At 45.7% G+C, this 17,639-nt stretch carries 13 protein-coding genes and 2 pseudogenes; 4 read left to right on the forward strand and 11 right to left on the reverse strand.

All coding sequences use genetic code 11. From position 1 onward, the window contains the following. Positions 1-16: 16 nt before the first annotated feature. On the forward strand, positions 17-1,549 hold the full coding sequence (gene lysS, locus H6G46_RS14080) for a lysine--tRNA ligase (RefSeq protein ID WP_010872113.1): 1,533 nt from the start codon (positions 17-19) through the stop codon (positions 1,547-1,549). A gap of 42 nt (positions 1,550-1,591) precedes the next feature. Here the strand turns inward: lysS and H6G46_RS14085 are convergent, their stop codons facing one another. Together H6G46_RS14085 and H6G46_RS14090 are read right to left on the reverse strand one after the other, a co-directional pair. Continuing rightward, on the reverse strand, positions 1,592-2,548 hold the full coding sequence (locus H6G46_RS14085) for a glycosyltransferase family 2 protein (protein ID WP_010872114.1): 957 nt from the start codon (positions 2,546-2,548) through the stop codon (positions 1,592-1,594). A gap of 203 nt (positions 2,549-2,751) precedes the next feature. Further along, on the reverse strand, positions 2,752-3,660 hold the full coding sequence (locus H6G46_RS14090) for an FkbM family methyltransferase (protein ID WP_010872115.1): 909 nt from the start codon (positions 3,658-3,660) through the stop codon (positions 2,752-2,754). Between the two features lie 164 nt (positions 3,661-3,824). Between H6G46_RS14090 and H6G46_RS14095 the strand changes: the two genes are divergently transcribed. Next, entirely contained in the window at positions 3,825-6,305 is a 2,481-nt protein-coding gene (locus H6G46_RS14095) for a hypothetical protein (RefSeq protein WP_223211348.1), read from the forward strand. A 75-nt stretch (positions 6,306-6,380) separates the two neighbouring features. Here the strand turns inward: H6G46_RS14095 and H6G46_RS14100 are convergent, their stop codons facing one another. Further along, positions 6,381-6,848, reverse strand: coding sequence for a nitrate reductase associated protein (locus H6G46_RS14100; RefSeq protein WP_010872117.1), 468 nt, complete (start codon positions 6,846-6,848; stop codon positions 6,381-6,383). Positions 6,849-6,918: 70 nt separating this feature from the next. On the opposite strand from H6G46_RS14100, the pseudogene H6G46_RS14105 reads away from it, so the two are divergent. Beyond that, positions 6,919-7,359: pseudogene (locus H6G46_RS14105) on the forward strand (DUF29 domain-containing protein). A gap of 15 nt (positions 7,360-7,374) precedes the next feature. On the opposite strand, the gene H6G46_RS14110 reads toward H6G46_RS14105, so the two are convergent. From H6G46_RS14110 to H6G46_RS14140, 7 genes and pseudogenes are all read right to left on the reverse strand, one after another. Then, on the reverse strand, positions 7,375-9,519 hold the full coding sequence (locus H6G46_RS14110; RefSeq protein WP_010872118.1) for a nitrate reductase: 2,145 nt from the start codon (positions 9,517-9,519) through the stop codon (positions 7,375-7,377). 44 nt (positions 9,520-9,563) lie between these two features. Continuing rightward, positions 9,564-9,833 carry a DUF1830 domain-containing protein gene (locus tag H6G46_RS14115; RefSeq protein ID WP_041432077.1) on the reverse strand — a complete coding sequence of 90 codons (270 nt, stop codon included), beginning with the start codon at positions 9,831-9,833 and terminating at the stop codon, positions 9,564-9,566. 263 nt (positions 9,834-10,096) lie between these two features. After that, positions 10,097-10,921: pseudogene (locus H6G46_RS14120) on the reverse strand (nitrate ABC transporter ATP-binding protein); the annotation flags it as partial. A 54-nt stretch (positions 10,922-10,975) separates the two neighbouring features. Then, positions 10,976-12,988, reverse strand: a complete 2,013-nt coding sequence (locus H6G46_RS14125) for a nitrate ABC transporter ATP-binding protein (RefSeq protein WP_010872120.1) — start codon at positions 12,986-12,988, stop codon at positions 10,976-10,978. A gap of 74 nt (positions 12,989-13,062) precedes the next feature. Then, the gene (ntrB, locus tag H6G46_RS14130) at positions 13,063-13,890 is read right to left on the reverse strand and encodes a nitrate ABC transporter permease (RefSeq protein WP_190759874.1); all 828 of its coding nucleotides are present in this window, start codon (positions 13,888-13,890) and stop codon (positions 13,063-13,065) included. Between the two features lie 85 nt (positions 13,891-13,975). Next, positions 13,976-15,316 (reverse strand): CmpA/NrtA family ABC transporter substrate-binding protein, encoded by a 1,341-nt coding sequence (locus H6G46_RS14135; RefSeq protein WP_190759876.1) that lies wholly within the window; start codon positions 15,314-15,316, stop codon positions 13,976-13,978. A gap of 135 nt (positions 15,317-15,451) precedes the next feature. Further along, the gene (locus H6G46_RS14140) at positions 15,452-16,501 is read right to left on the reverse strand and encodes an anthranilate phosphoribosyltransferase family protein (protein ID WP_010872123.1); all 1,050 of its coding nucleotides are present in this window, start codon (positions 16,499-16,501) and stop codon (positions 15,452-15,454) included. A 215-nt stretch (positions 16,502-16,716) separates the two neighbouring features. Here H6G46_RS14140 and H6G46_RS14145 point away from each other — a divergent pair, with 215 nt between their 5' ends. Next, positions 16,717-17,361 carry a histidine phosphatase family protein gene (locus tag H6G46_RS14145; RefSeq protein ID WP_010872124.1) on the forward strand — a complete coding sequence of 215 codons (645 nt, stop codon included), beginning with the start codon at positions 16,717-16,719 and terminating at the stop codon, positions 17,359-17,361. Here H6G46_RS14145 and H6G46_RS14150 read toward each other — a convergent pair. Continuing rightward, a complete protein-coding gene (locus H6G46_RS14150) occupies positions 17,358-17,630 on the reverse strand; it encodes an RlpA-like double-psi beta-barrel domain-containing protein (RefSeq protein ID WP_010872125.1) in 273 nt (90 codons plus the stop codon). The two genes, H6G46_RS14145 and H6G46_RS14150, sit on opposite strands and share 4 nt — an antisense overlap. Positions 17,631-17,639 lie beyond the last annotated feature (9 nt).

A 17,639-nucleotide genomic window follows, 5' to 3' on the forward strand; every position in this document is an offset into this window, starting at 1 on the left:
TCCCGTTTACTCCACTATGGCCGATTCCCATTCCCACTCCAGCCTTGAAGAAATCCGTGCCACCCGGCTTGAAAAAGCGGAACAATTGCGGCAACTCGGCCTCAATCCCTATGCCTACACCTGGGAAATTACCCACCAAGCTCAGGATTTACAGGAAACCTATCGGGATCTAAGCAACGGCGAAGAAGTGGACCTCAAAGTGGCGATCGCCGGCCGAATCTTAGCACGGCGGGTGATGGGAAAATTAGCCTTTTTTACTCTCCAGGACGAAAGCGGCACCATCCAACTTTATTTGGAAAAGCAACGGCTGACGGAACATATGCCGGAGTTGGAAAATGCTTTTAACTTGTTGAAAAAAATCACCGATGTGGGGGATATTTTGGGGGTAACCGGCACCCTCAAACGCACGGAAAAAGGCGAATTATCGGTTTATGTGCAAACCTACGCTGTATTAACTAAGTCTTTACTGCCCCTACCGGATAAATGGCATGGTTTGACTGACACAGAAAAACGCTACCGCCAACGTTACGTGGATTTAATCGTTAATCCCACCGTAAGGCAAACTTTCCGCCGCCGGGCCCAGATTACCGCCGCCATCCGCCGTTACTTGGATAAACAGGGCTTTATCGAAATTGAAACACCAGTTTTACAGGGGGAATCCGGGGGCGCAGAAGCTCGGCCTTTTATCACCCATCACAACACCCTGGGCATGCCCCTGTATCTCCGCATTGCTACGGAATTACATCTGAAAAGATTGGTGGTGGGAGGCTTTGAAAAGGTTTTTGAGTTGGGGCGAATTTTTCGCAACGAAGGGGTTTCCACCAGGCATAATCCTGAATTTACCTCCATTGAGGTCTATCAAGCCTACGTGGACTATAACGAGATGATGGCCTTAACCGAAGCCCTCGTCACCACCGCCGCCCAAGCAGTATTAGGCACGCTAAAAATTACCTACCAAGGGGAAGAAATCGACCTCACCCCTCCCTGGAAACGCATCACCATGCACGAAGCGGTGCAGTTAGAAACAGGGATAGATTTTAGCCAATTTACAGATCTGGAAACGGCCAAACAAGCGGCCACAAAAGCGGGCATTGGTGTGCCGGAAGATTGTCCTTCCCTTGGGCATTTGTTAAACCATGCTTTTGAGCAAAAAGTGGAAGGGACGTTGATGCAACCCACTTTTATCATCGATTTCCCGGTGGAAATTTCTCCCCTCGCTAAGCCCCATCGCAGTAAACCGGGGCTGGTGGAACGGTTTGAGCTATTTGTTTACGGTCGGGAATTGGCCAATAGTTTTTCCGAGCTGACAGACCCCATTGATCAACGGAGTCGGTTGGAAGCCCAGGCGGCTAAAAAAGCGGCAGGGGATTTGGAAGCCCACAGCGTTGATGAAGATTTCCTCACAGCGTTGGAATACGGCATGCCCCCTACTGGTGGCTTGGGCATAGGCATCGATCGCCTGGTGATGTTGCTGACCGATTCCCCCAGTATTCGAGATGTAATTGCTTTTCCGTTGCTGAAAAATCAGGAGGCTGGCAGCGATGGTTGATATTTTCCTAGGAGCTAACTGTCGAGGGAATTTAATTGGCTCCTAGACCTCCTTAATTTCGACCCTGGGAATTCTGAGATAAGCCATGCGCTTAAGCTCCCGTCTTCCCCGGGCAACGGAATCTAAAATTAGGCCGCAGGTGAAAAAGACAAAGCCCAAGGACATTAAAGAAGCGGCAATGATGACTGTGGGAAATCTCGGTACTAGACCCGTTTCCAGATAGGTAAATACCACCGGCAACATTAAGGCGATCGCCGACCCGGAAAAGAGGGCAAAGAACACACCAAAAAAGAGGAATGGGCGGGTTTCCTTCATCAGTAAAAAGGAGGTACCCAAAACCCGAAAGCCATCGCTAATGGTGTTTAACTTACTTTCGGAGCCAGAAGGGCGAGATTGGTATAACACTGGTTCTTCGGCAAAGGGCAGACGTAGTTCTAGGGTGTGGATAGTTAATTCCGTTTCAATTTCAAATCCGTTGGAAATAGCTGGGAAGCATTTAACAAAACGGCGGGAAAAAATTCTGTAGCCCGACAACATATCGTCCAACCGAGCCCCAAATTGTAATTCCACAATGCCCTTTAATAGTTGGTTACCACTGCGGTGGCCAAAACGGTAGGCCTCCTTGTCCTTAACCTCCGATCGCCGAGCCCCCACCACCATATCCAATTGCTCATTAATCAGGCGATCAATCAATCTACCCACCGCTTCGGCTTCATAGGTATTGTCCCCATCCACCAAAATGTAAATATCCGCTTCAATATCAGCAAACATGCGGCGGATCACATTGCCTTTACCCGGTTGTTTCTCGTAACGAACAATGGCCCCTGCTTGCTGGGCGACGGTGGCGGTGTCATCGGTGGAACAATTGTCGTAAACGTAGATGGCGGCATTGGGCAACTGCTGGCGAAAATCAGTCACAACCTGGGTGATGGTCAAAGCTTCATTACGGCAAGGAACTAGCACCGCCAAACGATAGGCACTGGAAAAAGAGGTTGACACCGTTAATTTAGCCAAAAATTCGGTAAAAATAAGCTGAGAAAGGGTCAGAGCGCCTGTATTTTTCCTAAACGTTCATAATTCAGGATTTTAATAGAGGCCTGTGCCAATGGTTCTCAGAACTGGGGCTAATTTTATCTGGCCGGTTGTCCCTCTGCAAGTTTGTCCAGCCAAAGCCACGATGATAATTAATTGGTTAATAGGGATCACACAGGACTAGCAAACAGAGTATGGCCATCGCTGTTGCAACGGTAACCCAATCCCTCTAACAACGGTTGGACTCCCAACAATGCCGATTGTTTGGTTTTCACATCAGCGTGGATGTCAATGCAAAGATAGGGGCGACAGGTTTTTAATGTTTCCATGGCCCCCTGGAGAGCATACAGTTCAAAACCTTCAATATCAATTTTGATCGCTTTGGGGCTGAGATTGTTTTCCCCGGCAAATTTATCAATGGTGGTGATTTCCACTGCGTAGGTAGCATAATTATCTAGGCTAGGCTCCACATCTTTCGCCAAGGTAGAAGTGTCCGCCGCCCAGGAAAAACGGTTATCAGTACTATATTCAATGAATTCCGCTTCCCCCGTTTCATCGGCGATCGCCAGGGGAAGAACTGTAATATTTTCCAGGTGGTTGCCCTTAACGATTTGTTCAAGGCTTTGACGGGTTTGGCGAGCGGGCTCAAAGGCATAGATATGGCCGTTATTACCAACAATTTCTGCCAAGGGAATACTAATCACCCCGTAGGCCGCCCCCACATCAAAAAACACGTCCCCGGGCCGTAGATGCTGCCCCAGCCACTGAACGCAATGGCTTTCTATGCAATAGGTAAAACTAAATTCCTGGGACGTTTCCAAGCAATGGGCATAGGCCCGTAAAATTCCCACCGGAACTCTGAGGGGAACCCCATTAATTTCACAGCTTAGGGTAGTCTGGGGTTGGCTCTGGGCAACAATTTCCACTAAAGCCCGGCTGTAATCCAAATGGAGATGATCAAAGGATTTTTGTAAACCAGCAATCAAATCATTGGTGTCGGCGATCGCCCTGAGCATGGCTGCTTCCTGCTCATCTAGGCCAAAAAGCTTGCGACGTAATTGTTTAAAAAATTTTTGCATAGGGGCGTTTCCCAAAAAATCCGATGGTTTATCCTCAGGTTGGCTAACATTCTCCCACAAAAATCAACCCCATCTAGGGTCAGCTAAAAAATGCAATCCCCTGTGATATTATGTGGCGTTATCGGTCACCCGAAATGCCCCTAACTGAGTCATTCTTGGATCTAATGCTAATTCCTATAATCGGTTTTGGTTTGGCTGTTATTTTATTGATTGGATTTTTTCTGCTCTATCAGGAAGTCGGCATTTTTAAAAACTTAAAATTCCTCGTTATTCGGAAAAATAACCCCTTTTTTATTCTTGCTTTATTTTGTCTTATTACAGGCTTAGCTTTAGGATTAGTGGGCTATTGGGGCATTCTAGAACCAAAGCTTGGTGCGGCTGATTTACAAGCCTTAAGACGTAATTTAATCATCTTGAGTTTATTACTTTTTGGGGTAACGTTTCGTCAATATTTATTTGATTTGATTAAACCCGTTACCACCATGGCAATTTGGCGAAAAATTGGCACTTTTAACTATAAAAATCGTATTGCCATTCTTACCTATGTTTTGCTAGGGCTAATTGCTTTGGCTTGGATGGCCCCTATGGCATCGACCAAGATAATTTTCTCCATTAATGACCACACTTCCCACATCGGCTACATTGTCCAAGGGCGAATGGCCCTAGAGGAAGGACAATTTCCCCTACGGGTGGCCCCTCTAGAAAATTTTGGTTTCCGTTATCCTGGATTTCAATTTTATAGTCAACTTCCCTATTTTTTCGGGGCAATAATTTACAAATTTTTGACTCCCACTAATCCCTACACTGCCTATAAAATTTTGCTTTGGTCTGCCCTATGGTTGGGGGGGATTTTCATCTATCGGGTTGGGTTTTTCTTCACCCGTTCCCAAATTGCCGCTATTTTAGGGGGAGTGACCTATATGTCCGCCCCCTATTTTCTTAATAATGTCCATGCAAGGGGAGCTTTCACCGAGGCGATCGCCCAGGGAATTTTAGCCATTGTTTTATTTTATGCTATTCAAACTTTTTACTATCCCCATTATCGCCATTTAATTTTAGGTGCTTTGGCCTGGTGTGCCCTGGGATTAACCCATATTATCACCTTCGTTTACACAACTATTTTTATTGCTTTATTAGGTGCCATTTTCTTAGTCAAAAATAAGCCTAATCATTGGCAAAAAGGGATTACTTACATTAGTTTGAGCTACATCTGGGCTTGGTTGCTAGCGCTTTACTTTTTAGCTCCTGTGGCTCTGGAATCTGGCAGTTTAGCCATTCGTCGTCAGATTCAAGCCATTAATCCCTTCAACACTACCGATATTACCCCGATCGCCAATTTACTAGCCCCCAATTCTCTGCCTCACCAACCAACGGAACTGGGCATTGCCCCTACCTACGGTTTTCATCCCGCTGTCGGTTGGATTCTTTTGGCTGGCTTTGGCACGGTAATTTACTTTGTTTTTGCTGGCAAATCATTACCTAGGCGTTTATGGCGATCGCAGCCCTGGCTGATTCCTTTGCTGAGCGTATTTATACTAGCCTTATTTCTTACGTGGAGTCCCGTTAATATTTGGAATCTTTTGCCCCGACAGTTGTGGGTCACCCAATTTACTTTTCGTTTTTTAACCCATGTAATGTGGTCCGGGGCACTGCTAACCACACTGGCAATTATTTTAATTTTTCGAGAAAGATTACGCAGTCGTCATTTAATTTTAGGTATTTTAATTATTGTCATTGCTAGCCGCCCTTGGTTACCCATACCCCGAGGCACAGTGACAGTAGAAGAATTATTACAAGATCCCCTTTTTCGTTATTCTGGCGCTTTGGACTATCTCTATCGCTTACCCAACAAAGCCGTTCCTGTTAACACAAAAGCCCAATCAGCGGTGGAAAAAATATATGGCAAAGCCGAGTTGCAACTTCTCCATCCCGATTGGATTCCCGGCTATCTTTCCTGGGATGTATTTATTAATGGCCCCCTACCCATTGACGTTGATATTCCCTATCCTGCCTGGCCAGAAACGGAAAAACCCACCCTAGTTTTACAGGGTAGAGTTCCCATGGATAAAATTAAAAGCCAAGCTAATTTAATAGTTTTTGTTGATCAACAACCATTAACTTCCATTCCTTTGACCCAGGAAGAATTAAAAGTAAAAGTTCCTTTCACCGACGTTAAATTCGCTGGCAACGCCTTTGAATTAAAATTTATCGTAGAGGGAGAAACCACTGACGGCAATCCTCTTTACATCAGAATGAATCATCTATATTTTGATGATTTTTCCGCCGCAAATACCCTTCTACCTGTCCATGCAACTAAGGAAATGTGTAACCAAAAGGGAGTTGTGACTAACTGCCCAGTTGAAATGCCCGCAGAGGCTGGCACAGTGCAACTGCCAATTTTGTATTATCCTGCAATGCAACAAGTCGTGGTAGATAATCAACCAGTAAAAGGATTTTTTACTAATTATCGAGATTTTAATTTACTCAGTCTTAATCTGAGTCCAGGCAAACATCAAATCCAAGTCAAATTCACCGGCTTAATCTGGGCAAACTTTATCAGTCTTCTTGCTTGGTTGACATTGATCATTACGGCGATCGCCTTAAAATTCTATCCACGTAAACCGGAGCAAACAATTTTTAAGTAGATAGATAAATTTGATATGGACTAGTTTGATTAACTCACTGGATGGAGAATAAATTAGCGAGTTGTAGATTTTGTGTCAGCTTGGCATCAGATCAAATTCTTTGATGGCCAGCAGAAAATTACGATTTTCGTGGCCAGCACGACTTAGTTTAATTAAAGCAAATCTTTGCAAAGGAGTCAGGGATTGCCATTGAGTCAACGTAATGCCGGAAGATTCCAAAGACGGTAATTTATTATTTAACTCCGTTAATATTTGAGCTGGAATTTGATTGGCATTTAACCAATCGGGTAAATCCGGCACTGATAATGTGGAAGCTGGCTTGCCAGTTAATTCCGTTATCCAATTTTGCAGCTTTTCCCCATATTGGCTAACTTCTGTTGGTGTTTCACAACTAGCTTCAGTCAAATACTGCCTTTGTTCCAAACTCAGTTGATGCCAATGACTTAATTTTAATTTAACGCCACAGGTGTCTAGTTTATAACGCACAACCATGGGAATACAGCGGAGGGAATCAACAAAATCAGCTTCAAATTGAAAAAACATTGTTATTGTTACAGGAAAATCAACTTAGTTTTTAATGCTAACATTGGATGTTGAGCGAGGATATAATTCAATGCCTTCACCTAGCACTTACCACAGCGATTTCTATGCCTGGACAAAAGAGCAAACTGAAATACTACGTAACCAGCAATGGCATAAACTAGATTTAGAAAATTTGATTGAGGAAATAGAGAGCTTGGGGAGACAACAGCGTCAGGAATTAAGAAATTGTCTAGCAATTTTGCTTGGTCATCTCCTCAAATGACAATACCAATCAGAGCAAAGAAGCCGCAGTTGGCTGGCAACAATTCGAGTACAAAGACGGGATATTTTAAAGTTGATTAAGGAAAATCCTAGCTTAAAAACCTATTTATCAGAGGCTATCTCAGATGGCTATGATAATGGCAGGGATCTAGCAATGGGAGAGACCAACTTGCCGGAAGAAACATTTCCTCAACAATACTCATATATTCCTGACCAAATTTTAAGCTTAGATTTTTATCCTGACAATTAATTGCTTATTGTTTGATTAAACTGGTGTAATATTAACGGCGCAGGCTTTTAATTCCGGTTGTTTAGAAATAGGGCAAGCAGTGGCATGGGTCAAACTATTAACTTCAGCATTATCGTCCCACAAAAAACCCCAGTGCATGGGCATAAAAACCGTACCGGGGGCAATGGCTCTAGTAACTAGAACTTCTAGCTGAGCAGAACCCCGTCGAGATTTAATCGCAACTAAATCCTGACTTTTAATACCCAATTTTTCTGCGTCCTTGGGATGCATTTCCAATATAGGTTTGGGATGCATTTTTTTGATTTTCTCAATGTGGCCAGTGCGGGTTTGGGTATGCCAATGACCATAAAGACGACCATTGGTGAGGACAAAAGGATAGTTTGGATCGACCGGCTCAGCTAATCCCCGACTGTGGTCTAAGCAAAAGTTTGCCCGACCATTTTCTGTGCAAAATTTATAGTCGGTGTAAAGTCTTTTAGTTGATAAAAGTTGACTTTCTTGATCTGATTGACGACAGGGCCATTGCAGCGGCCCCAGCTTTTGCAACTTTTCATAACTGACACCAGATTGGTCACATAATCTTTCAGCAGTTAGTTGCACATATTCCCGATGTACTGCGGCTGAATCAACAAAATTAAATTGATTTTCAAAACCTAATCTACGTCCTACCTCAGCAAAAATTTCCCAGTCGGGTCTTGCTTCCCCAGGAGGAGAGCGAAACGCAGGAGAAAGGGTAACTCTCCGTTCTGAATTGGTCATTGTGCCAGTTTTTTCGCTCCATTGAGCTGCTGGCAATAACAAATGGGCGTATTCTGCCGTTTCAGTGGGGGAATAGGCATCCTGATGAATCGTAAAAGTTGATTGTTGCAGAGCCTTTTTAACCCTTTCTAAATCAGGCATACTAACAACAGGGTTAGTCGCCACAATCCATAGGAAACCAACCTGTTGATTTTCCAATCCCATGAACATTTCCCAGGCTGATAAACCTGGTTCTGGATTAATACGGCCAGGGGAAATCTGCCAAAGTTGTTCTACCTCTTGGCGGTGTTGAGGATTTTTAATTGAACGATAGCCAGGCAACAGATGGGACAATCCCCCTGCTTCCCGACCCCCCATGGCGTTGGGCTGACCAGTGAGGGAAAAAGGTCCACTGCCTGGTTTCCCAATCTGACCAGTGAGTAAATGGAGATTAATTAAACAACGACCTTTAGCTGTGCCTTGAAAAGATTGATTCATTCCCATGGACCAAAGGGAAAGCACTGTTTTGGCATTGCCCCAATAGTGAGCGGCGGTTTCTAATTGTTCTAAACTAATGCCACAAATTTGGGTAACTTTTTCCGGGGGATAATGATCAATAACTTGACAATACTGCTCAAAATCTTGGGTGTGATTATCAATAAATTTTTGATCAATTAAATTCCACTTTTTTAGCAAATAGGCAATGCCATGGAGTAAAGTAATGTCACTGCCAGGATTGATCGCTAAATGTAAGTCCGCAACTTCTGCGGTGGCAGTACAACGGGGGTCCACCACAATTAATTTAACGTGGGGATTTTGTTTGTGGTGTTTGCGTAAACGATTAAAAATAATGGGATGGCAGTCCGCTGTATTAGTACCAATTAAAAAAGCGCAATCGGTTATTTCTAAGTCTTCATAACAGCAAGGCGGACCATCGGAACCAAAGCTTAGGCTATAGGCAGACACAGCCGAAGACATGCAAAGACGAGAATTGGTATCAAAATTATTGGTACCCAAACAACCTTTAAATAATTTTTGGGCCACGTAGTAATCCTCTGTCTGCATTTGCCCAGAGGCGTACATACATAAACCACTTACCCCCAAAGTTTGTTTAACTTGCTGAATTTTATCAACAACAATTTCTAGGGCTGCTTCCCAACTAATTTGTTGCCACGGCTGATCTAAACTTGACCGAAACATGGGGTAAAGTAATCGCTGTTTATCCATGGATTCCATTACGGTAGCTCCTTTGACGCAGACCATGCCTTGGCTGGAAGGATGCTGGCGATCGCCTCTAATTTTATGGGCATGACCGGCATCAACTACCGACTTTTGGGGACTAGCAACAGCCTCCAAACCACAACCAACTCCACAGTAAGGACAAAGGGTTCTGGTGGTGGGAAGAATAGCTGGTGAATCCATTAAAATATTGGCAGTTAATTGAAGCGAATTTGATTAGTTGACCACTAATTGACCAAAAGATGAATACAGTTAATACGATTGGTCGATATTTGATCGCAGTGAAAAACTTTAATAGTTAATTTGTCCTGAGGGCTAGCCCAAAATAATAACTGTTCGCCAGGAAAAATCAGTTTTTCCTTATTCCAGGTGCCATCAATAATTATCTGCTGTAATTTATTGCCACTATTGCGATAGTAGCAAAGCTGATTATCACTGTCATGGATCGAGTTGCTAGGAGGTGAGAGGGAATGATCAAAGTTGTTAATAACTGACATTTTTTTAAAAACTAATAGTAAGTCGACAGTTGGACAAATTGGTGGCAATTAATGGTAACAACGGCAAAAATTTAGCTAATCCAGATAGTTCAAGACCCTTCCATGGATTCCACTGAGGGGGTAGGGCCACCATCACCCTTAGAACCAAAAGTTTGCACCAAACCAACCCCGACTAAGGCGATCGCCACTAGTCCTAGGGCTCCCGCCATAACTTTTTTGAATAGCAAACCGGGATTGGGTTTATCTTCTTTGAGGTCATCATCATCGTCATGGGCATAACGGTGAAAGAGAAAATCAAGGGCATAATTCCGCAGTTGATAATATTTTGGATCATCGGTAATTTGACTGCGGTTGCGGGGACGGTCAAAGGGAATATCTAAAATTTCACCAATTTTGGCGCTGGGGCCATTGGTCATCATCACTAGGCGATCGGCGAGGAATAAAGCTTCGTCAATGTCGTGGGTAATCATCAACACGGTCAGATTATTTTCCCGCCAAATTTTTAATAACTCTTCCTGCAATTCCTCCTTAGTAATGGCATCCAAAGCCCCAAAAGGTTCATCTAAAATTAACACTTCTGGGGAAATAGCTAAGGCTCTGGCGATCGCCACCCGTTGTTTCATACCCCCGGAAATTTGCCCAGGTTTTTTCTGAGCCGCTTCCGTTAAACCCACCATTTCGAGGTAATGGGCTACCAATTCTTCTTTTTCCGTTTTAGATTTATCTGGGTAAACCGATTCCACCGCCAGGGAAACATTATCATAGGCAGATTTCCAAGGCAGTAGGCAATAATTTTGGAAAACCATCATTCGGTCAGGGCCCGGGGCAGTAATTAACTGATTTTTCAGCTTAACCGTGCCTTGGGTGGGTTGATTAAAGCCCGACACCATATTTAAGAGGGTAGATTTACCGCAACCGGAATGGCCAATGATGCAAATAAATTCCCCTTCTTTTACCTCTAAGTTAACCCCATCTAAAACCGTATAGGGCCCCTGGGCAGTGGGATAAACTTTACTGACATTTTCAATGGCTAAAAAAGCGGTTTTTTCTTCGGTCAGGATAGGGTCATTGACATTCATTGTTTGCATGACATTTAGAAGAATAGATATTTCAAGGTTAAAAAGAGGCGACAAAAAGCTGATCTATTGATTAACTTGATCAATTTGGTCGATGAGAATTTCTGTGACTTGAATATCCCGGTGAATGGTGAAACGTTTAATGTAACCAAGGGGATCATTCGGGGTGAAAACCATGCCATCAAACAGGGAAACATTGTGGTGATCACCTTCTAAATCTGGCCACCCTAAATGGCGACAGGCTTCCCCAAATAGGTCAGGACGGCGTACCCGTTCAATAATTTCCACCCAGTTTTTAGGAAAATCAATGTAACCCCAACGGGCTAATTGGGTCAGAATCCATAACCCTTCACTGCGGGAGGGATAGTTAGATTGCTTGACATAAAATTGATTGAAGTCCAGCAACATTTCCGCTTCTGCGTCATTTCCTTGATCATATTCAGTCAAAAAGCCTGGACTGATATATTCCGTGGAGGTGCCGACATATTGAGGCAATGCCAAATAGTCTAGAATTTCTTGGCGATGACGGCGATCGTCACAATATTCACAGGCTTCCAACAGAGCTTTAACCAGGGCTAAATGGGTGGCTGGATATTTATTGACCCATTCTTCCCGCATTCCTAAAACCTTTTCCGGATGACCGTTCCAAATGTCTAAATCCGTGGCAATAACATAGCCTAAATTCTGTTTAACAGCATAGGAATTCCATGGTTCCCCCACACAAAAACCGTCAATATTGCCAGCTTCTAAATTAGACACCATTTGGGGCGGTGGTAGGCGCATTAAATTAATATCTTGGTCTGGATCAATACTGCCAGAAGCAAGCCAATACCGCAGTAACAGATTTTGCATAGATGCGGGGTGAACCATGCCCAGGGTGGAAACTTGATCGGGAGTTTCTGCTAGCTTTAACCGTAAATCTTCGAGGGTTTTAACCCCCGCTTCAGCAAACTTTTTGCTGAGGGTAATGGCATTGCCGTTGCGACTCATCACCATGGCCGTAACCATGGGTAAAGGGGTTTTCCCCCCCATGCCTAGGGTTAGAGCTAGGGGCATACCCGCTACCATTTGGGCTCCGTCTAACCGTCTTTCCCGAATGCCGTCGGCGATCGCCTGCCAACTGGGTTCTTTCACCAGGTTAACTTGCTCTAAACCATGCTTTTGGAAGAAACCTTTCTCTTTGGCTACCACTAACGGGGCGCAATCGGTGAGGGGGATAAAACCTAAGTCCAGATTGATTTTTTCCAGGCCATTGCCCCCCATGGCCTCGGCAAACTGACTGACCGCCCCAACTTTTTTAGCCCGTTTTTGTTGATTGAGGAAATAAACCATTTCCCCCCGCAGGGCGTAGTAACTGGGATGGTTGACCACTTCCAAACGGTGACGGGGTCGAGGAATGGGCACTTCCAAAATTTGCCCAATGTGGGCTTCGGGCCCTGTGGTTAACATCACCACCCGGTCAGAAAGTAACAATGCTTCGTCCACATCATGGGTGACCATAATGCAGGTTACGCCACTTTCTTGGACAATTTCCATTAACCGTTCCTGGAGATTCCCCCGGGTTAAAGCATCCAAAGCCCCAAACGGTTCATCCAATAATAAAACCTTAGGACGGGTCGATAATGCCCTGGCGATCGCCACCCGCTGTTTCATGCCCCCGGACAATTCCCCCGGTCGTTTATGGGCTGCCCGTTGTAACCCCACCAGGGCAATATTGTCGTCAATAATTTTTTCTTGTTCTGGTTTGGGCAGATCCCGCAGAACTCGATTCACAGCCAGGGCGATATTTTGTCGCACCGTCAACCAAGGCAACAGGGAGTAGTTTTGAAACACCACCATCCTTTCAGGGCCAGGCTCGGTGATTTCTTTCCCCTCCATGATGACCCCGCCAAAGGTGGGCTTATCTAGCCCAGAGATCATGTTCAACAAGGTAGACTTGCCGCAGCCAGAGTGACCAATCAAGGAAATAAATTCTCCCTGACTAATTTTCAGCTCAATGTTTTTGAGGGCAATGTAACGCCCCCCGTCGGGGAGGGGAAAAATACGGTCAACATGATCAATTTCAATGAAGGGCATCATAGTTAGTCCGGGGGTGACAAATCAAAAATTGAGAACTAGTAGCTAGGAAAAACGGCCTTCCTATGGATGTTTGGTCACTTTTGCTCCGCTGGGACCACTAAACTTTCCAGAAAAGCGATAAAACGATCTAGCAATAAACCGACAATGCCCACATAAATTAAGGCAATAATGATTTCACTGATCAGGGAGCTGTTATAGGCATCCCAGATAAAAAAGCCAATGCCCACACCACCAATCAGCATTTCCGCTGCCACGATCGCCAACCAGGAAAGACCAATGCCAATGCGTAGGCCAGTGAAAATGTAGGGCACTGCTGCCGGGAATAGAATATTGAAAAAGTATTGGCTTTTGGAGAGTTTTAGAACCCGGGAAACATTCCGATAATCCTGGGGAACCTGTTGAGCTCCCACCGTGGTGTTGATGACGATGGGCCAAATTGCCGTAATGAAAATAACGAAAATGGCCGAAGGCTCTGCTTCCTGCAAAGCCGCCAGAGCAATGGGCAACCAGGCCAAGGGAGGAATGGTTCTTAGAACCTGAAAAATTGGATCGAGGGCATCATACATAAATTTGCTACTACGAATTAAGATGCCTAGGGCAATGCCCACCACCGCCGCCGCACTGAAGCCCACTGCCACCCTGGTTAAACTGGCAAAAATTTGGATGCCTAAACCCTTGTCTGTGCCACCATTGTCAAAAAAGGGATTGAGAATTAAAGGATAGGTTTGTTCTAAGACCTGCACGGGACTGGGCAGATTAGAACCTTCTCCGGAGCAGAGAATCTGCCAAACCACCAACAAAACGGCGATCGCCACGGCGGGACGAATAACCTTGGGACTGTAAATGAAACTGAGGGGATTTTTCTTGCGGCGGGGACGGAGCCCAGCGGTGGAACTAGCCATAATTTTTACCAAAAATAGTTGATTGAACTGCAGCAATTACAAAAGTCAAGGGGGTACTTTTCCCCAGGGGGCAAATCACTGGGAACTAAGCTTTAATAGACTTAATTTTCAAGCTGTCCAGATAGGCCTGGGGATTTTCTGGATCGAAGGTTATGCCGTCAAAGAAAGTCTCAATTCCCCGGGAAGGACTACTGGGAATTTGATCTGCTGGTACCTCCAACGCCTGGGCTGCTTCTCGCCATAGATCTTCACGATTGACTTTATCCACAATGGCTTTGGTGTCCGTACTCGCTGGCAAATAGCCCCAGCGAATATTCTCAGTTAAAAACCATTGGTCATGACTTTTATAGGGATAGGAAGCATTATCGACCCAATATTTCTGCATAATTTCTTGATCTTCAAAGGTTTCTTGGCCATTGCCGAAGTTATAAATACCTTTGGAGCGGTCAATAATATCTTCAAAGGGAACTTTAAACCATTCCCGTTTAGAGAGAATTTGACACATTTCTTCCTTATTCTCTGCCTGGTCACACCATTGCTGGGCTTCCATCACCGCCATTAACAACGCTTTAGCAGCTTTGGGATTCTGATCTACCCAATCGGCCCGCATGCCAAACGCTTTTTCGGGATGATCCTTCCAAAGTTGACCAGTGGTTAATGCCTGATAGCCGACTCCTTGGTTAACAGTTTGTAAAGGCCATGGTTCACCAACACAGAAAGATTCCATGGCGTTAACTTTAACGTTGGCCATCATTTGGGCGGGGGGAACCACAATGGTAGAAAAATCTTTACCTGGTTCCATGCCTCCAGCGGCTAACCAGTAGCGAATCCACATGTCGTGGGTGCCGCCAGGAAAAGTCATGGCCACTTTAGGATCCGTTACTTTGGCAAAGGCTTCTTTGAGGGGAGCAGCGTCGGTACCCACTTTTAAGTCTTTATAATTATTGCCCAACTGAATGCCTTGGCCATTGACATTTAAGCGGGCCAAAATGTACATCGGGGTTGGTTTTCCATCGGTTACAGTGCCCATGGTAATGAGGTAAGGCATGGGGGTAAGAATATGGGCCCCATCAATACCGCCACTGGCGGAACCCAATACGAGGTTATCTCTGGTAGTACCCCAGGAAGCCTGCTTCAACACTTCCACATCCGGCATGCCATATTTGGCGTAAAAACCCTTTTCCTTGGCAATAATCAACGGGGCAGCATCGGTTAGGGCAATAAAACCCAATTTGGCGGTGGTTACTTCCGGGGCATTCTCCCCCTCGACTAAAGGACTAATGGCTTGATCCGTGCTGGACCCTGTACCCGTCCCGGTGGATGTGGTGGTGGGGGAAGTACAACCATGGAGAACCACTCCTCCAATAGCGGCGGCCCCTGCGGTAAACATGAACTTGCGTCGGGTGCTTCGGGAAAAATTACTCATAGTGTAGGCAATAACTAAGGCCAGAAAGGGCAACTGCTGACGATCACATTCCTAGACTGGATTTTTTCCTTGTAAATATTTGTATAGTTTGTAACTAATAATTAATTTTCATGCGATTACTGCATTGGTGCTGGCTTATTTTGCATATAACTGCAGTCGATGCCATTGTTGTTTGACCAGACCGTCGTCAATGAGCTTTTCCGCTTTGGCGATCGCCGTTTCTAGATTGGGAGCATCCGTATGTTGCCAGAGATAAAAAGCACTGTTCCAAATTAGGGCTGACCGCAGGGGAGTTTGTTCCCCATTCAAAGTGGCTTGGGCCAACTCAAGATAATCAACCAAATTAGTCCAGACCGGATTTTTCCCCCCCAGACCAAAATCGGCGGCGTGGAGTCGCAAACGGGTCAGGGCGTTTTCTGCCTTGGTCAAATCGTACAAACCAATGATGGCTGTGCGCTCCTGGGGCAAATCACAGCTTCCTTCCAAACCTTTCACTGTGGTGAATGTACTAACGCCTCGTAGACTGAGAGCCTCAGCAATCATATTTTCCGTGGGGGGATGGACAAACCCCGCCACCACATGGTGTTTACCGGCATAGGGAACCCAAATTAACTCTAGGGTTGCCAGGGGAGGGCGTTTGCCGATTTCTTCCCGGTAAATTACCAACTTCTGGGCTTCAGGAAAATATTTGGGCAGATAAACAAAACCCACATTAGTTTTTTCTAAAATATCCTGTGTGGCCAACAGAGATGGCGATCGCCAATTCACTCCTAGCCCTTCCCACAACTCCACCAGGGGAATTCCTTCCTTTGTGGGCATCCGATCACCGCCATGTTGAATTACCGGACAACCCGCCGTTGCCAGCACCAGGGCTGTGAGAGGTCCCACGGGACAGGTGCGATCTCGGCCATCGTAGGGTTGACTAAGCACAATTACCGTTTGACCAGAGCTAAGGGCAGGAATTTTGGGTCCCCATTGCTCAAAGGCATCCAGCATCCCTGCCAATTCAGTTCCTGTGGGACGTTTAATACGATGGGCAATCAAAAAAGCACCAATCTGGGCCGGGGTAGCTTCCTGGGTTAACATCAACTTCATGGCCTGGGCCGATTCTTCCCTGGTCAAATTTTTGCTGGTATGGGGACCACTACCCACTTTTCTTAATAGCTCTCGAAATTCCTTGCTCATAGTTCCGCAAAAATGGGCAGTTTAGGTGTGCTTCGCAAAGATTTTTTATAGCTTTTTACCCAGGGGACAAAGGTGATTTTGGCTACCGATCAACTTTTGCAAGGCTGGAAAACTCTTGGGCACGAAAAAACAGAGTATTTATGTACAATGGGAGCAGGCAGAGCCAAGCTCTCACTCCTCTGTAATCTTTAATATTGTTGCTTTTCAACTCGGCCATGGCCCTCAAACTTTATTTCCTGCGCCACGCACAAACCGCCTACAGTGCCACCGGAGGCTATTGTGGTACCCCGGAAAATGACCCTGGCTTGACCCCAGAAGGAATTTTAATGGCCAAGGAATTTGCTGAAGCCTACGCCCAACACCCCTGGCAAGCAGTTTATGTTAGCCCTTTGCAACGGGCCCGCCAAACAGTCCAACCCCTATGCGATCGCCTAGGTATTGAAATGCAGATCCGCCCTGGCCTAAGGGAAGTGGCCTATGGAGAATGGGAAGGACTCCATCCCGACGAAGTTTACCAAAGGGACCACGACCTTTATATGCAATGGCTCACCGATCCAGCTTGGAACTCTCCCCCCGGTGGAGAAAGGGGCATTGACATCGCCCGCCGGGGCACTAGGGTGCTAGAGGAAATTGAAGACCGCTTCGATGATGGCAATGTGTTGTTGGTTTCTCACAAAGCCACCATCCGCATCCTACTCTGCTGCCTCCTGGGCATCGACGTAGGTCGTTACCGAGACCGTTTTGCCATGCCCGTCACCGGACTGAGCGTGGTGGAATTATCTTCCCGGGGACCGCTCTTTCACTGTATTGCGGAACGGTCTCACCTCAGCCCCTATTTACGTAGTTTGCCCAGCACCTAGAGACGGGTAATGCTTACGGGAACCCGGCCTTTGCGGGGGTTAGCAATTTGTTGGAAAGCAGAACGGCTGAGGTCGATGGAGCAGTTACAACGGTCACTCACCGTCACTACGACCGATTTCCCCGTACGGCGATTGGTTACCCTAACTCTGGTTCCTAGGGGCAGACTGGGGTGGGCTGCCACCATGCGACCGTGGTTATAGACTTGGCCGTTGGCCATCTTCCGCCCTACAAACTGATTGCCATAGAAAGTGGCGGATTGGGCCATCACCGGCAAAGG

The sequence above is a fragment of the Synechocystis sp. FACHB-908 genome, from assembly GCF_014698595.1.
Taxonomy (GTDB): Bacteria; Cyanobacteriota; Cyanobacteriia; order Cyanobacteriales; family Microcystaceae; genus Synechocystis.

Excerpts from the sequence above, each read along its gene's own strand:
- lysS (WP_010872113.1), top strand. The coding sequence starts at position 17 with ATGGCCGATTCCCATTCCCACTCCAGCCTTGAAGAAATCCGTGCCACC.
- H6G46_RS14090 (WP_010872115.1), bottom strand. The coding sequence starts at position 3,660 with ATGCAAAAATTTTTTAAACAATTACGTCGCAAGCTTTTTGGCCTAGAT.
- H6G46_RS14095 (WP_223211348.1), top strand. The coding sequence starts at position 3,825 with ATGCTAATTCCTATAATCGGTTTTGGTTTGGCTGTTATTTTATTGATT.
- H6G46_RS14100 (WP_010872117.1), bottom strand. The coding sequence starts at position 6,848 with ATGTTTTTTCAATTTGAAGCTGATTTTGTTGATTCCCTCCGCTGTATT.
- H6G46_RS14110 (WP_010872118.1), bottom strand. The coding sequence starts at position 9,519 with ATGGATTCACCAGCTATTCTTCCCACCACCAGAACCCTTTGTCCTTAC.
- H6G46_RS14115 (WP_041432077.1), bottom strand. The coding sequence starts at position 9,833 with ATGTCAGTTATTAACAACTTTGATCATTCCCTCTCACCTCCTAGCAAC.
- H6G46_RS14125 (WP_010872120.1), bottom strand. The coding sequence starts at position 12,988 with ATGATGCCCTTCATTGAAATTGATCATGTTGACCGTATTTTTCCCCTC.
- ntrB (WP_190759874.1), bottom strand. The coding sequence starts at position 13,890 with ATGGCTAGTTCCACCGCTGGGCTCCGTCCCCGCCGCAAGAAAAATCCC.
- H6G46_RS14135 (WP_190759876.1), bottom strand. The coding sequence starts at position 15,316 with ATGAGTAATTTTTCCCGAAGCACCCGACGCAAGTTCATGTTTACCGCA.
- H6G46_RS14140 (WP_010872123.1), bottom strand. The coding sequence starts at position 16,501 with ATGAGCAAGGAATTTCGAGAGCTATTAAGAAAAGTGGGTAGTGGTCCC.
- H6G46_RS14145 (WP_010872124.1), top strand. The coding sequence starts at position 16,717 with ATGGCCCTCAAACTTTATTTCCTGCGCCACGCACAAACCGCCTACAGT.